Origin of the sequence: Sphingosinicella terrae, assembly GCF_003347635.1 — a bacterium.
Classification (GTDB): Bacteria; Pseudomonadota; Alphaproteobacteria; order Sphingomonadales; family Sphingomonadaceae; genus Allosphingosinicella; species Allosphingosinicella terrae.
This window is the reverse complement of the sequence record NZ_QDFY01000004.1, coordinates 118,794-134,490: the sequence shown is the minus strand read 5'-3', so window position 1 is coordinate 134,490 and position 15,697 is coordinate 118,794. Positions and strand designations below refer to the sequence as shown.

Annotated in this window: 7 protein-coding genes; 4 read left to right on the top strand and 3 right to left on the bottom strand. The window is 69.3% G+C overall.

Annotated features, from left to right (window positions below):
• Positions 1–25: 25 nt before the first annotated feature.
• The 3 genes from DDE10_RS10905 to DDE10_RS10895 form a co-directional block, all read right to left on the bottom strand.
• Entirely contained in the window at positions 26–415 is a 390-nt protein-coding gene (locus tag DDE10_RS10905) for a hypothetical protein (protein ID WP_114952807.1), read from the bottom strand.
• 72 nt (positions 416–487) lie between these two features.
• Positions 488–2,446 carry a glycoside hydrolase family 97 protein gene (locus tag DDE10_RS10900; protein WP_114952806.1) on the bottom strand — a complete coding sequence of 653 codons (1,959 nt, stop codon included), beginning with the start codon at positions 2,444–2,446 and terminating at the stop codon, positions 488–490.
• A gap of 69 nt (positions 2,447–2,515) precedes the next feature.
• Positions 2,516–4,900, bottom strand: a complete 2,385-nt coding sequence (locus DDE10_RS10895) for a TonB-dependent receptor (RefSeq protein ID WP_114952805.1) — start codon at positions 4,898–4,900, stop codon at positions 2,516–2,518.
• Between the two features lie 127 nt (positions 4,901–5,027).
• On the opposite strand from DDE10_RS10895, the gene DDE10_RS10890 reads away from it, so the two are divergent.
• The 4 genes from DDE10_RS10890 to DDE10_RS10875 all read left to right on the top strand — a co-directional run bounded on the left by DDE10_RS10890 (position 5,028) and on the right by DDE10_RS10875 (position 15,375).
• Positions 5,028–6,125: a helix-turn-helix transcriptional regulator gene (locus DDE10_RS10890; protein WP_114952804.1), complete on the top strand. Its 1,098-nt coding sequence runs from the start codon at positions 5,028–5,030 to the stop codon at positions 6,123–6,125.
• A gap of 255 nt (positions 6,126–6,380) precedes the next feature.
• Complete coding sequence (locus DDE10_RS10885) at positions 6,381–8,138, top strand: ShlB/FhaC/HecB family hemolysin secretion/activation protein (protein WP_162806550.1); 1,758 nt, start codon at positions 6,381–6,383, stop codon at positions 8,136–8,138.
• Positions 8,138–12,289: a beta strand repeat-containing protein gene (locus DDE10_RS10880; RefSeq protein WP_114952802.1), complete on the top strand. Its 4,152-nt coding sequence runs from the start codon at positions 8,138–8,140 to the stop codon at positions 12,287–12,289. The genes DDE10_RS10885 and DDE10_RS10880 overlap by 1 nt, the downstream gene beginning before the upstream one ends.
• Positions 12,286–15,375: a CHAT domain-containing protein gene (locus DDE10_RS10875; RefSeq protein WP_114952801.1), complete on the top strand. Its 3,090-nt coding sequence runs from the start codon at positions 12,286–12,288 to the stop codon at positions 15,373–15,375. Before DDE10_RS10880 ends, DDE10_RS10875 begins: the two co-directional genes overlap by 4 nt.
• Positions 15,376–15,697 lie beyond the last annotated feature (322 nt).

Genomic DNA, 15,697 nt, shown 5'->3' with positions numbered 1-15,697 from the left:
CTCGCCACCAGGCGGCAAGCGACGTCTAGCGCCGGTAGGGCACGAAGTCGGACAGGATGCAGACGGGGCCCGGGAACCGGCTGACGGGATCGAGCGAACGTATCCGGTCGCCGCGGCAATATTGGCTCCCGGTCGGCTCGACGATCAGCGGATCGCTCGGCCGAAGTCCGGGGCAGCGGCCCTCCAGCCGGTTGACCCAGATCGTGTCGCCCGAATCGTAGAGCAGGGTCTGGGCGTCGATCGTGCGCAGCGCGCGCCCAGACTGGATCGGAACGCAGTTCCGCGCCTCGCCCGGCGATCGGCCGGCGAGCGCCTGCGCCAGCTCGCTCTCCGCCGCGCGCGTCGTCGGCCCGTCGCCGGCCGCGCAACCGGCCGCCACGAGAAGGAAGGACAAGAGAGGGATCGAAGGTCGCATCGACTCGGCTCCTCAGCGCATTGTGCACCGAGCGAGCGTGACGAGAAAGCGTGCTTGGCGATCGCTCGCCGCTCAATCGATCGGCGTGAGACGCACCGCGGCGCCGCCCGCAGGGGCCAGTCGGATCGATAGGCTGTCCTCGGCCGTGACCATTCGCTGCTCGGTCTCGACCTCCGCCGGCGTCGCTCCGTCCCGCCAGATCGCCGCGCGATAACGGCCGCGGCCGAGAAAGCGGAGCGGGACGACCATCGGCCGGGCTTCCTCGTTGGTCATCGCGCCGACATACCAGTCGCGGCCGCTGCGGCGGGCGAGCACGACATGCTCCCCGATCTCGCCGTCGACGAAGCGGGTCTCGTCCCAGGCGGCCGGCACCGCCCGGATGAAATCGAAGCCGGACTGGTCGCGATAGGCGTCCGGGCTGTCGGCGACGGCCTGGAAAGGGCTGTCATAGAGGACGTACATGGCGAGGCCGTGGCCGCGGGTGGTCATCACCATCGGCGCCAGGTTGCGCGGCTCGAACGCCGCCGGCGCCACGTTGCGGAAACCGCCCGGCGTATAGTCCATCGGGCCGAGCAACATGCGCGTGAAGGGAAGGGTGACGTTGTGACGTGCCGTGATCCGCCGCGACCATTTGTTATATTCGGCGCCGAGAACGCCTTCCTGGGTGAGATAGTTCGGATAGGTCCTGATCAGGCCGGTCGGGCGATAGGCGCCGTGGAGGTCGACGAGAAGGCGGTGCCGCGCGGCCGTCTCCAGCAGGCGATGATAAAAAGCGACCATCTCCTGGTCCGAGCGGTCCATGAAGTCGACCTTGATGCCCCTGATCCCCCAGCGCGAATAAGTGGCGAGCAGCCGCTCCATGTCGGCGTCGATCAATCGCCAGTGGATCCAGAGCCACAGGCCGACGCCGCGGCTCTCGGCGTGGCGTATCAGGTCCGGCAGATCGAGCCGGGGCAGAGGGCTGAGCGGGTCGGCGCCCGGCAGCAGCGTGCCCCCGGCGCCGCTATTGGCGTACCAGCCGTCGTCGATCAGCATGTAGTCGAGCCTGCTTTCCGCGGCGAAGTCGATGAAGGCCCGGATCGTGGCGTGGTCCATTCCGGCCTGGGTCGAGCCGGCCAGGGACGGGCCGTTCCACCAGTCCCAGGCGCTGCGCCCCGGCCGCACCCAGGAGAAGTCGCCCTGCGCCGGCGGATTGAGGCTGGTGATCAGGGGCGACTCGATCAGGTCGCCCGCCCGCTCCCCGAGCATGACCACCCGCCAGGGCGAATGGATTCCTTCGGGTCCGATCTCGGCGCGCACGGCGATGCCCGGATCGTCCGGCCGAGGCGTGAGGCGCGCCAGCAGTCCTTGGGTGCCGTCGTCCAACCCGGACAGATAGAGGCCGGCATAATCGCGCAGGTCCGCCTCGGCGAAGGCCAAGGCCGCGCCGCCGGCGTCGCAGACGATCGGCAGCTCGAACAGATGGTGTGGCCGGATCTGCGAGATCCGCACCGGGTCATATTCGCCTTCGTGGCTGGTATCGTGGCGGCCGAGATTGAGGCCGTGGCAGGACCAGTCTCCGGCAGGGCGGAACTCGGTGACCTCTCCCGCCAGCCGCAGCTGCGTCAGATTCGGCTGCTCGGGCACGAAATAGCGGAAGGCGAAGCCGTCATCATAGGCGCGCAGGACGATGTCGAGGCGCCGGCGCTCGCCTTCCTGCTCGGCGAGCGAGACGGTGACCTCGCGATAGGGGTGGCGAACCGAGGAGACCTTGCCGATCAGCCCGTAGCGGTCCTCGCCCGCCCGCACCGGCCCCGCCCTCATCGTCATGCCACCGGACAGAGTCTGGTAGCGCTCGAACAAAAGGCCGAGGCGCGAGGGCGCCAGCAACTCGTGGCCCCGATAGCTGAGCCGGTAGCGGGCGGTGCCGCCGTCGTCGGTGGAGAGGCTCGCTTCGACCTGACCGTCCGGCGAGCGGATGACGATCGGCTCAGCCACCGCCGGTGCGGGGGCGGCGAGAAGAGCCAGTGCCGCCGCGATCGATCGGATCATCCCCACCCCCACTTTTATCTTATAAAATCCTATCACTCGCAGCCGCTGGCGACAATTGCCAGGGCTCGCTCACAGCCGGAGCGCCAGCCTCAGCCCGATCGTCCGCGGCCGGAAGCTGCTCTGGCGCAGCGGCGCACCCGTCACCGGCACGAATTCGGCGCTGTTGAACAGGATCGTGCGATCGTCGAGGAGATTGTCGACGAAGGCGCCGACACGCCAGCGACCGGCTTCCAGGCCCAAGCGAACCATCATCATGCCGTAGGACTGACCGAAGTAGACGCGGGGATCGTAAGCCGCCGAGACGGTCGACGGCGCCCGCCGGTAGGCGCTGGCGAACTGATATTCGAGGCGCACGAAGCCTTGGCCGGCACGCCCCAGGCGATGGCGATATTCGGTGGCGATGCGCCCGCTCCAGCGCGGGACGAACGGAACCCGGTCGCCTTTGTCGACGATGATCGCGCGCGCAGTACCGGGGCCGCCGGCCCCACCTTCGACCCGGCGGCGGAACCGGGCATCGACAAAGCCGAGCGCCGCACGGATCTGCAGCCCCGTCAGCGGCCGCACCGTCAACTCGGCCTCGAAACCGCGACTCCTCGCCGTTCCGAGATTGTCGACATAAGAGAAGCCGCAATTGGGCAGCGTCACCGGCTGCTGGATCCCGCTCCAGTCGATGTGGAAGGTCGAGAGAGCGAGGCCCACCCGCTGCCGCGCCAGCGAGGCCTTCACCCCCGCCTCGTAATTCCACAGCCGGTCCGACCGGTAGGAGACCGGTGCCTCGGCGAGGCCCAAAGACGCCAGGTCCTCGGCGCAGCTCGCCGCCGGCACCGGCGGATTGGCGCCGCCGATCCGGAACCCCTTGGCTGCGGTGAGGTAGATCAGATCGTTCGTCCCGACACGATAGCTGAGGCCGAAGCGCGGCGTCACGGGCGTGTCCCGCTGCCTGCGCTCGGCCGGCTGGGTGAGCGTGCCGCCGGCATAGGGGCCCTCGGACAGAACTTGGAGGTCGAGCTCGGAACGGGTGACCCTCAAGCCCGCCGTCGCCGCCAGCCGCTCCGAAAGCTGCCAGACCATCTCGCCGAAGGCCGCCGCCTGCCGCGCCCGTACCGTTTCCACGCCGCGATAGCTGATTCCGCCCGGCAGGAGCGGGACCCCGAAAACCGTCTCGACCGATCCACCGAGATAGGTTTCCGCCAATTCGGCGATTCCCGGCTCGACCACCTCCTGAGTCAGTCCCAGCTTCGCATCGCGAAGGAATGCGCCGATCACCCAGGTGAAGCGCGTGCCGCCCTCTGGCGACGCCAGACGGACTTCCTGGGTCAGGCTCTCCTGGGAAACCCGGGTAAGGCTGCGCGCGCCTCCCTCCGGAACCAGCTCGGGGAACGCGCCACCCAGCACCAGCTCGCCGAAAACCCGGGAATAATCGCTCACCTGCCGGTCGCGGCGATCGAAAAAGCCGGTGATGCTGGTCAGCCGGGCGAAACCCAGATCGATCCTGGCGGTGAGGCTCGGCAGGACGAGGTCGTCGCGTCCGGGCTGGGCGTGGATGTTGGCCTGCCTGCGGCCGCGCGAACCGCTGTCGAAAAAGGGAAGATCGTCACGCCGCCCCCTCTGATAGAAGAGTCCCGGCGTGACCTCGATCCGCGATCCCACGGCCGCGGTGATTGCGGCGCGCAAGGCGTCTATTCGCCTGCCGTCGACATTGCGTCGGATACGCCCGGCCTCTCCCGGCGACACGCGGTCGATATGACCGGCATCGGCACGACGGTAGAAGGCGGCGCGAAAGCCGAGCTTGCCGGACAGGATGGGGCCACCCGCGGCAGCGTTGAGCTCGTGGCTCAGCCCCCCATTCTCGACCGCCGCGAGCTCCGCCGAAAAGGCCGCGTCGAACGCCGTCAGATCGGGCTGGCGGGTGACGAAGCGGATCGTGCCGCCCATCGAGTTGGCACCGAACAAAGTGCCCTGGGGGCCGCGCAATATCTCGATCCGTTCAAGGTCGAACGCTCTCAAATCGGCATTTCCAGAGAAGCCGGTGGAGCGGATCTGGACCGGCACCTCGTCGACATAGAGCCCCACCGTCGATGAGCCGCCCGAGGAGAAGATGCCTCGGATTGCCGGGGTCTCGGCGCCGAGCACGCCGGTCGGAGCAAGGGTGAAGTTCGGAACCGCCCGCGCCACGTCCGCCAGCGTGTCGGCGCCCATCCGGTCGAGCCCCTGCTGGTCGAACGCCGTGACGCTGAGCGGCGCCTGCTCGACCGGCTCCGCGATCTGCCGTGCGGTGACGATGATGGAAGGATCCGCCTCTTCGGCCCGCGCAGCGCTCGGCGGCGTTGCCGCGGCGACCGCAAATACCGCAAGCGGGACCGCCTGCGCCGCGTTGCCGCGGCGCCGCTTCGGCACTGTTCCGGTACGGGACCGGGTGTTCGGCTGGCGCCCCCCAGCCCTTGCAATTGTCATCCTATTGCCCCTTAAAGGAAAAAAAGAGAATGGTCGTGGGGCTGTCAAGGAAAAGCTCGGAGCGCGGGTCCACGGTTGCACCGATGGCGGCCGGGGGAGGACTTTCTTGGCATAAGTGGGCGCAGGCATGGTGAAACCGTTCAAGGCCGAATCCATCTACGACGCGGCGACGGACGACGGGGCATTCGCCGAGCTCGCGGCGAGCCTGGCGCAGGCGATCGGCGCCCGCTCCGGAGTCTTTCATTGGAAGGACCTGCGGGAGCAGACCGAGGAGGTCTCCTATTCCGGCTATTTCACCGCCGAGCAGATGGAGGCCTATGATCGCCATTTCGCCGATGCCGATCTCTGGTCGGCTGCGGTCAACCGCCCCGATCGGCTGAACCGGGTCTGGGATCTCGAGCAGATCGTGGCGCCGGCCCAATATGCCCGCGGCCGACTCTACAATGAGTGGATCAGGCCGATGGGCGACGATTCGTTCCGTGCCTTGGGCGGCGTTCTGCGGACCGAGACCCTCAGGGCGGAGATCGGCTTCCATCGCGGCCGGACCCAGGATGCCTTCGATGCGGAGACGGTCGCCTGGGTGGAGGACATCTTCGTCCATCTTCGTCGGATGGTGGCGATCCGCAGTAAGCTGGTCGCCACGCAGCAGCTCTCCGACGATGCAACAGCGGGACTCGATGTGCTCGGCCATGCCGTGATGACCCTCGACGTGACCGGTCGGCTTCTTCACGCGAATGCCTCCGCCGAGACGATATTGGCCCGGGCCGATGGCTTGACGATCCGGGAGGGCCGGCTGCGCGCGCTTCGGCCCGTGGACCAGAAGGCGCTCCAGCAGGCTATCGACATGGCTGTGGCACCGTCGGAGTTGGAAGCCACGGCGATCCTCGTCCACCGTGCCGCCGGGCGCCCGTACGAGCTATCGATCCTCTCCACTTGCCAGGAGGGGCGGAGAAGGGTCGTGGTCGTCCTCGCGGATCCGGAGATAAAGGACCTCAGCATGTCCGGCCGGCTTCGGGAGCTACACGGACTGACCACAGCCGAAGCGGATGTGGCGGTGCGTCTTGCCGAGGGCGTTCCGCCGGCTCTCATCGCCGAGGAGCGTGGCGTTGCGCCCGGAACGGTCCATTCTCAACTCAAGGCGATCTTCGCCAAGCTGGGATGCAGCCGTCAGTCGGAGCTGGTGATGATCGTCGGCGCCTTGCCCAAGCTCCAGCCGCATAGCTGAATCGGCTGCGGTCTCTCGGCACGTGCCGCCATTCGGTTCGGATCGGAGCGGCAAACCCGCGCAATCCCATAATTTCTCCCCCGCATACCCTGTTCAGGGGATGAGGCGCGAGGAGCGTCTTCCGTAGAATCGCCGCGCAAGGCGGGGTGGCCCTTGCGAGGGTGCCCCGTCGGCGAAGCCGTTGCGGGGGAAGGCATGTTGGGGGCAACCGAAGGTCGATCGCGGGACGAATGCCGGGGTCGGGGGGCGCCCAGGATGGCGGGCTTGATGCTCGCTTTCGCGCTGGCGGTTCAGGCGACCGGAGTCTTCGCGCAGTCGACTCCGGTCGCGCCGCCGACGCGAGAGGAGGTCGAGCGCGTCCCGGTTCGACCGGTTCCCGACCGGCGGGCGCGGCTGGAGGTCGAAAGCGACCTTCCAGCCGCGCCTTGCGCGCTCGACGACCCGCGCTACGCGGACATCCGGGTGACGCTGAACGCCGTCGAGTTCGAAGGACTCGGCTCGGTATCGCCGGAGCTTCTGGCGGACGCGCATTCCGGCCTGCTCGGCGCCGAGCAGCCCGTTTCGATCATGTGCCGGATTCGCGACCGCGCGACGGCGCTGCTCAACGCCGCCGGCTATCTGGCGGTGGTCGAGATACCGGAGCAGGGATTGGGCGATGGACAAGCGCGATTCCGGGTCGTGCTTGGCCGCGTCGTCGCCGTCCGGGTCCGCGGCGATGCAGGGCCGTCCGAACGGCGACTGGCCGGCTATCTGCGGCGCCTCGCCGACGACGAAGCCTTCAACCGAAACACCGCCGAGCGCTACCTGCTGCTCGCCGGCGATGTGCCCGGCTACGACGTTCGCCTGACGCTCCGTTCGGCGGGCACCGGCCCCGGCGAGCTGGTCGGCGAAGTGGCCGTGCTGCGCACGCCGGCGGTCCTTGTCGCCAACGTGCAGAATTACGGATCGCGGGCCCTCGGACGGATCGGCGGCTTGGTCAGCGCCGAGCTGTACGGCCTTACCGGGCTCGGCGACCGCACCACCCTCACCGCCTTCACCACCGCGGATTTTCGCGAGCAGCAGACCCTCCAGCTCGGCCACGATTTCCGGATCGGCAGCGAGGGCCTCGCTGTCTCGGCGCAGGTCACCGGGAGCTGGGGCGATCCCGATGTGGGGCTCGCCGACGTGGACGTCGATTCGGAGACGCTTTTTGCGACGCTGCAGGCCAGTTATCCGTTCCTGCGGCGGCGGGACGTCTCCCTGAGGGGAAGCCTGGGCTTCGACCTGGTCGACCAGGATGTCGACTTCAACGACGCCCCGCTCACCCGCGATCGGCTGCGGGTGCTGTTCGGCCGGCTCGCCTTCGAGAGCGTCGACCCCTCCAGCCTGTCGTTCGGCAACGGCTATTCCCCCGCCCAACCGCGCTGGGCGGGCCGCGGCCTGATCGAGCTGCGCCAGGGCCTCGACGTCCTTGGCGCCTCGTCCGATTGCCGCACCGCCCCCGCCGCCTGCCTCGCCGGGGGAGCGGCGCCGCCCAGCCGGATCCTCGCTGATCCGACCGGAACCCTGATCCGCTTCGTCGGGACGGCCGAGCTGCGCCCAACGCCGATGATCACCTTCGCGCTGGAGACGCGGGCGCAATATTCCGGAGACCCGCTGCTCGCCTTCGAGGAATTCTCCGCCGGCAACTTCACCATCGGGCGGGGCTACGACCCCGGAACCATCCTCGGCGACAGCGGCGTCGGCAGCACCATCGAGGTGCGGGTCGGCAGCCTGGTCCCGGCCACGCGCGAGGACTTCCGGTTCCAGCCCTACGCCTTCTTCGACGTCGCGCGGGTGTGGAACGAGGATCCGGCGTTCGGCGACAGGCGGCTGATGTCGATCGGCGGCGGCGTTCGGGCGCTGTGGGGCGACCGCATCCAGGCCGACGTCACCCTCGCCGTCCCGCTCGAGCGCGCCGGCCTGCAGGCGGATCGCGGTGACGTCCGATTGCTCTTCTCGCTTACCACCAAGCTTCTTCCCTGGAGTTTCTGATGATGCTGCATGACCGCTCCCGGAGGTCCGCCCGCGGCAGGCTCGGCCTCCGCGCCGGCTGCGCCGCCGCCGCCTTGGCGGCGATGTGCGGCACCTGGACGAGCGCGGCTTTTGCGCAGGCGTTCAGCGGAAGCCCGTCGGTGACCGCCGGCCAGGTGAATTTCGATCGTACCATTCCCGGCCAGGAGACCATCACCGTCATCGATGATGCGATCGTCGACTGGACTCCCATCGAGGGGCCGGGCGGTCTCATCGATTTCCTGCCGGCGGGGAATACGGCGATCTTCCAGGATACGCCCGGGGCCGGCGGATTCGTCATCCTCAACCGCATCGTGCCGACCGGCACCGGGGTGGTCGAGCTCAACGGCAATATCATCAGCCAGCTGCAGACCGGAGCCGGGAATGTGCGCGGCGGCACCGTCGCCTTCTACAGCCCCAACGGCCTCCTGGTCGGCAGCACCGCCGTCTTCGACGTCGGCAACCTGATCCTCAGCGCGGCCGATCTCGATCCAGGAAGCTTCCAGGACTTCGGCAGCGGCAATGGCGCCCTCAGCCTGACGGCGGCGCCGGGAAGCCAGGCACGGGTCGAGGTGCAGCCGGGTGCGCTGATCAACGCCACAGCGGAGAACAGCTTCCTCGCCATGGTCGCGCCGCGGGTGGTCATGAACGGCAATGCCCGGATCAACGGCTCGACCGCTTATGTCGCCGCCGAATCGGTCGACATCACCCTCGTCGAAGGCCTTTTCGACATCGTCGTCACCACCGGCACGACGGTTGCCGGAACGATCATCGAGCATGGCGGCAGTACCGGCGGCCCGGCACGCACCGGCACGGATGCCAACCAGGCCATCTATGCGGTCGGCGTCGGCCAGGCCCAGGCGGTGCAGCTCGTCTTCTCCGGCAATCTCGGCTTCGACCCGGCGACCAGCGCCAGCATCGTCAACGGCGAGGTCATTCTCTCCGCTGGGTTCGACGTCAGCGGCAGGGAATTCCCCGATGCCTTCCGCGGCGCCGGCAACAATGAGGGAAATGCCAGCGTCCGCATCGTCGGCGGCGGCTATTCCTCCGGCGTCACCGGCCTCGCCACGACCGATTTCACGGTCGACGCATCGGCCACAGGTTCGGTGAACTTCGACTCCGACGTCCGGATCGCCGGCTTCTCCAATGCCAGCATCGTTGCCGGCGCCGGCGAAAGCATCACGATCGGCGGGTCGGCGATCGTCTCGGCGGATGACATCAAGAACTTCACCGTGGCCAATCTGGCCGTGACCGCTCAGCTCGACGCGCAGGGCGGCGTCGCCCGCATTACCGCTGCCGACGGCGGCACGATCGCCATCGGGGGAGACGCCCAGGTCAGCGCGAACGCGCGGGCCGCGAATGACGGCGTCCGCAACCTGTCCGGCGACGCGACAGGCGGCGACGCCCAGATATTTGCCTCCTCGGGCGGGCAGATCACCATCGATGGAGCGATGACCGCATCCGCCGACGCGCGCGGCTCCGACAGCTATGGCGGTGGCGGATCCGGAACCGGCGGGCTTGCCGTGATCGGGGTGAATGGCGGCACCCTGTTCGCCGCCGGCGACGTTGCGGTCTCCGCCGCCGGCCAGGGCGGGTTCGGCATCGGCGGCATCCCGGGTTCGGATCCCGGTACGGGTGGCAACGGGTCCGGCGGCAATGCTCAGATCTTCGCCGAGAATGGCAACCTCACGCTCGGCAATGCGACCGTCAGCGCGGACGCAGCCGGCGGCAACGGGACCTCCGGCGGCGACGCGATTGCGGGCAATGCGGGAATCATCACGCTGGGCGGCGAAATCCAGGTCGACGGCGATATCGTCGCGAGCGCCGACGGCGTCGGCGGCAACGCTTCGGAGGGCTTCGGCGGCCAGGGCGGCGCGGCCGAGGGCGGCACCGCCTACGTGCAGGCGCAGTCGCCGGGCATCGGCCGGCTGATCGGCGCCGCCGCGACGGTGACCGCCAATGCGACCGGCGGCGCCGGCGGCGCCGGCGACGGAGGCTCGGTCGCGGCCGGAGCCGGCGGCGAAGCGCGGGCCGGCTTGTTCGACGGTGCGATCAATTCGGGGGGCGCCTTCGTGCTCGCCGGCCGCGAACAGGCCAATCTCGCGCTGACCGACATCCGGCTCGAGGCGGTCGGCACCGGCGGCGCGGGCGGTGTCGGCGGAGCGGGCCAGGCGGGCGGTGCCGGCGGCGCCGCCTTCGGCGGCACGACCCAGCTGGGATCGTTCACCGGCGATGCGACGAGCAGCCTGCTCGGCTCGGTGATGCAGTTCGACACCGCCGTCGCCCTTTCCTCCGCCACCGGCGGCGCAGGGGGCGCAGGTCCGGCCGGCGCCGGGGCGGGCGGCGACGCCAGCTCGGGCGTCGCCTACGTGACCGCAACGAGCGGCGGGCTCGTCATCGGCAACGATGTCGACCTGATCTCCGACGCGCAGGGCGGGGCCGGAAGCACGGGCGGCGACGCGACGGGCCTGCAGGCAGGCCTTTCGACGGCGGGCGCGATCGAAATCGCCGATGTCAACATTCAGGTCCGGACGTTGGGCGGCGCGGGGGCGAGCGGCGGCGCCGGGGCGGCGACCGGCGGCAATCTCCTGGTCGAGACCGCGGCGGGCGCCTTCGGCAGCGTCGGCACCGTGCTGGTGGAGAGCCTGAACGGCGACATCACCACGCAGGGCGACGTCGCGACGAGCACGCCGGGCACGGTCGACCTCGTGGTCCCGGTCGGCGAGGCGGTTTTCACGAATATCCAGGTCGCCGCTCTCGAAGATACTCCTGGCCAGCTGACGCCGGCGGCCTCGCAGGTCTCGACGGGCGGGTTGATCAGCTTCCTTGAAACGGCTCAATTCACGGTCGACGGCGATATCGAGATAAGCACGACGGGATCCGGCCAAATTCTCGGCGGCCCCGACATCGACACGCCGACCGCCCTCGTGAGCTTCTCCAGCCTCAACGGGGCGATCACCATTTCCGGCGTCAACGACGAGATCATCAATCTCGGCGCGCAGACCCTTTCCCTCGCCTCCGACGATATCGAGATCCTCGAAGGGGCCCGGATCGGCGCGCTTGACCTGTCCTTGAACGCCAACGACACCGGCGAAGTCGTCACCTTGGGTGGAGACGAACAGGGGCCAGGCTATACGCTCACCCAGGCCGAGGCGGCCCGGATCGAGGGCGAGAGCATCGGCTTCAACGGCGGCGACATCGTCGTGCGCGATCTCACCATCACCGGCTCCCCCGATGACGGCCCGTCCTTCGTCGAACTGGAAGCCGACAATGTCAGCGTCCAGGGCGCGCTGGTCTATCTGGCCGGCTCTGGCGACACCCTGTCGATCGACGCGGCAGACGGTGTCCTCGAGGTGATCACCCCGACGGGCTCGATCAGCGTCAATGACGGCGAGACGCTGGCCGGCCGGCTGGAGATCGAGGCGGCGACCACCATCGTCGCCGATGCCGAGCTCGCCGCCCGGATCAGGCAGGATCCGGATTTCGAGGGCCTGGCGGAGGCGCTGGCGGAAAATAGCGGCCCGAACAATCCCGAGGGCTATCTCCAGGCCGCCACCATCGTCTTCAGCTTCGACGGCGAGCCGGGCGAGCCGCCGAAGGCCGTCTTCATCCAGAATAGCGGCGACGACACCACCTTCGGCGGAGTCGCGACTCGGGTGCCCGGCTTGGTCTTCGCGCTCGAGGATGACGATGACGAAGCGGTCCAGCTGCGCGTGATCGCCTATGGCGCCGGGCTCGACGCGAGCGGCAACGTCGTCACCGGTTCAGCCTATTTCGACGGTATCGCGTTCGGCGAGGCGCCGGCCATCACCTACAGCGACGATTCCGAGTTCAACGGCCTCTTCGTCAACACCGGCTTGCCGGCCCGGCCTGGGCTCGGTCAGGTCGAGGGCGGCGCGATCGTCGGCTCGGAAGTGATTTCGGGGCCGCTCGCGCAGGTGGTCACCTTCGAGCCGGGCGAGGAAGATCGGGACGTGGCCTTCGGCGCCGCCTTCCCCACCCTGATCGACACGGCCGACCTCGTGATCGACGCGGCGATAGACCAGGCGGTCGCGAGCGGCGGCGATGCCGCGCTGTGGCGCGCCGGCGCCGATCAGGATGACGAAGACGATGAGGATCAGCAGGAGCCATGACCGTGACGTTCAAGAACTTCGTCCTGTCGACCGCCGCCTTGCTGACGGCAGTGCCCGCCTGGTCCCAGTCGCGCCCGGTCAGCCTCGACGACAGCTTCCAGGTCGGCGCCAATGCCCTCTGCTCGGCTCAGCTGCTTCAGGCCCGTCGCGGTGACGGCATGTTCGACCGCACCTATGCCTTGGTCTGTCGCGACGCGACCGCGCCGGTCGGCGAATTGTTCGTCCTGCGCGGCGATTCGGAGGCGGCCCTTGCGCGCATTCAGCGCGACTCCCGATGCGCGCCGGGGGCGCCGGTGACGCTGCCGGAGGCCGGAGAGGTTCGCGTCCTGAATTGTGCGGCGACCGAGACCCTGCCGGCGCGGACCGCCTATCTGCTGGACCGGGACGACAGGGTTTACGCCGCGCATGGCGTCTCGGGCTATGAGAGCGCGCTCGGCGTCGGCTTGCAGACGATCCTGCTCGATCGCCCGGTGGACCAGCCGGTCGAGATTGCCGTGACCCGGGGGAGCGGCGCTGCCGACTTCGCCCGTGCCCAGGCGGCGCAGCTCTCGCCGGAGGCGGCGCTGGCCGAGGCCTATCGCCGCAGCAATGCCGGGGATTTCGCCGCTGCCGCCGAATTCTTCGCCGCCGCGGGCCGCGGCGATGGGCCGACGCCGGGAAGCGCCGAGGCCTTGCTCAACGCCGCGCTCCAGCAATCCAATCTCGGCCATCATGCCCGCGCCGACGAGCTGTTCGAGCAGGCGGCGCCGATGATCGCCGCCGATCCGGTCCTGCTCCGGATGCGCCGCAACTACCAGGCCATCCATCAGCTGAACCAGGGCGACGGACAGGCGGCGCTGGCCGTGCTTTCGGCACCGCTTCCTGCCGCCGCGCGCCTCGAGACCGCGGAGCTCGAGCGCCTCACCATCGATCGGGAGCTCGCCGAGCGGCTCAACGCCGAAGCCGAAGGCGCCGGCGGACTGGCTCAGGTCGGCGAACGACTGCTTCCGGCGGAGCGGGCCGAAACCCTCGATGGCCAGGCGTCGCAACTTCGCGGCGCGGTCCATCGGCTGGCCGGCGATCCCGCTGGCGCGCGCGCGGCGCTCGGCGAGGCGCTCGATCGGCTTGCCGCGGTCCGCGGCGGCCGCATCGGCTCGGTCGCCTGGATGCGGGCGCAGATCATGGGAGAGCTCGCCGCCATCGCAGAGGCGGAAGGCGATGCCGCCGAGGCGGAGCGTCAGTATCGCAGCGCCGTCGCCCTCGTCGAAAGCCGCTATCCGGCCTCGCCGGCGCTGCTGTCCACGCGCGCCCTCCTGGCGAGCTTCCTCGCCCGGGCCGGCCGCGAGGACGAGGCCGTGGCGCTCTACCGGATGGTCGTGGAGTTGGCGGAGCAGGCGCCGTCGCCTGCGCTCAAGCGGCTGATCGGACCCTATCTCGCCATCCTTTCGCGCCGCAGCGCCGATCCCGCCGCCATCGCCGAGATGTTCCGGGCGGGGCAGGTGCTGGTGCGGCCCGGCGTCGCCCAGACCCAGGCGGTGCTCGCGCGCGAATTGTCCGGCGGCAGCGACGAGGCGGCCGCCTTGTTCCGGCGCTCGCTGAACCTCGCCCGCGATGTCGAGCGCACGCGCGTGGTGCTGGCCGAGCTCGCCAGCCGCGAGTCGCGAAGCAGCGCCGATAGCCTTCGCATCGCGGAGCTCGAGCAGCGCCTCGCCTCCCTGCAGACGCTGCAGGTCGCGACGCAGGCCGAGCTGTCCCGATATCCGCGCTACCGCGCCGTCTCCGATCCCACGATCGAGCTCGACGCGCTCCAGAGCGAGCTGCGCGACGGCGAGGCCTATCTGAAGCTCGTCGTCCTCGAAGGCGCCAGCTACGGTCTTTTCGTCAGTCGGAACAGTGCTCGGGCCTTCGACATCGGCCTCGATGAAGCGGCGCTGGACGGCCTTGTCACGGCCATCCGGGAGTCGATCAACAGGATCGAGAACGGCCAGAACGTCACTTATCCCTTCGACGTCGCCCGTGCGCAGGAGCTCTATGGCCGCCTGCTTGGTCCCGTCGACGGCGAGCTGGCTTCGGTCCGCCACCTGATCTTCGAGCCCGACGGCGCCATGCTGACCCTGCCGCTCAACCTGCTGGTCACGGACCGCGCCAGCGTCGCCGCCTATGAAGCGCGGGCGAATGCGGAAAATGGCGATCCGTTCGACTTCACCGGAATCGGCTGGCTCGGGCGCCGTGTCGACGTGACGACGGCGGTCTCGGCCAGCGGCTTCCGGGACATCCGCAACGCCCGTCCGTCGGCGGCGCGGCGCGCCTATCTCGGTTTCGGCCAGAACCAGCCCGTGGACATGATCTTGGCGTCATCGGGAACGCGGTCCTCGATCGCCTTCGGCTCGACCTGCCAATGGCCGCTCGCCACTTGGGCGCGGCCCATCTCGGCCGACGAGTTGGTGACGGCGCAGAGCGCGATCTCGCGCTACGGCGGCGCCGGCGGCGAGGTGATCACCGGGCCGGCCTTCACCGATAGCCAGATCCGCCGAATGGACTCGATCGACGATTATCGCGTCGTCCACTTCGCCACCCATGGGCTGGTCACGGCGCCCCGTCCGGAATGTCCGGCACTTCCGGCCCTGCTCACCTCGTTCGGCGAGACCGATTCCGACGGCCTGCTCACCTTCGCCGAGATATTCGATCTGAGGATCGACGCCGACCTGGTCATCCTGTCGGCCTGCGACACCGCCGGCGGCGCCACCGAAGCCACGACGCGGGCGGCGGGCGTCACGTCGGGCGGCGGCACGGCGATGGACGGCCTGGTGCGCGCCTTCGTCGGGGCCGGCGGCCGCTCCGTCCTCGCCAGCCACTGGCCGGTGCCGGACGATTTCTCGGCGACGCAGCGCCTCATCTCCGGCCTGTTCACCGCGCCGGCGGGGACCTCGACGGCCCGGGCGCTGCAGGCGTCGCAGCTCGCCTTGATGGACGATCCGCGCACCTCCCACCCTTATTACTGGTCCGCCTTCGCCATCGTCGGCGACGGCAGCATCCCGGTAATCGGTGCGGCGTCGGCAGAGACCGCCGCACCTGCGCCGCCGGAGGCGGCGGCACGCCTTCGGTGAGCAGATCCGGGGCTTTCGGTCGTCGGCTTGGTCGATCTCGGCACCCCTCGATGCGCTAACCGGTGCACCCTGGTAGCGTGCGGCGGCAGCTGATCGCTGTCTGAGGCGGCGGCCGCCGTTCACGCCATCCGGTTGTCACCGAATGCCTGGTTGCAGAAGCAATGGCCCTGCCGAACTTTCCGCTTCCATCCGGCCGTTCGGCCGAGCGCCCAAACCCGTGCCTGCCATTCTTCCTTCCGAATTTCCGGAAGCCCATTCGGCGCTAAGAGCCTGTATTGGCTAAACAGTGCAGGCAAGGCTAAGGGCCCATCGCCGGGGGGCA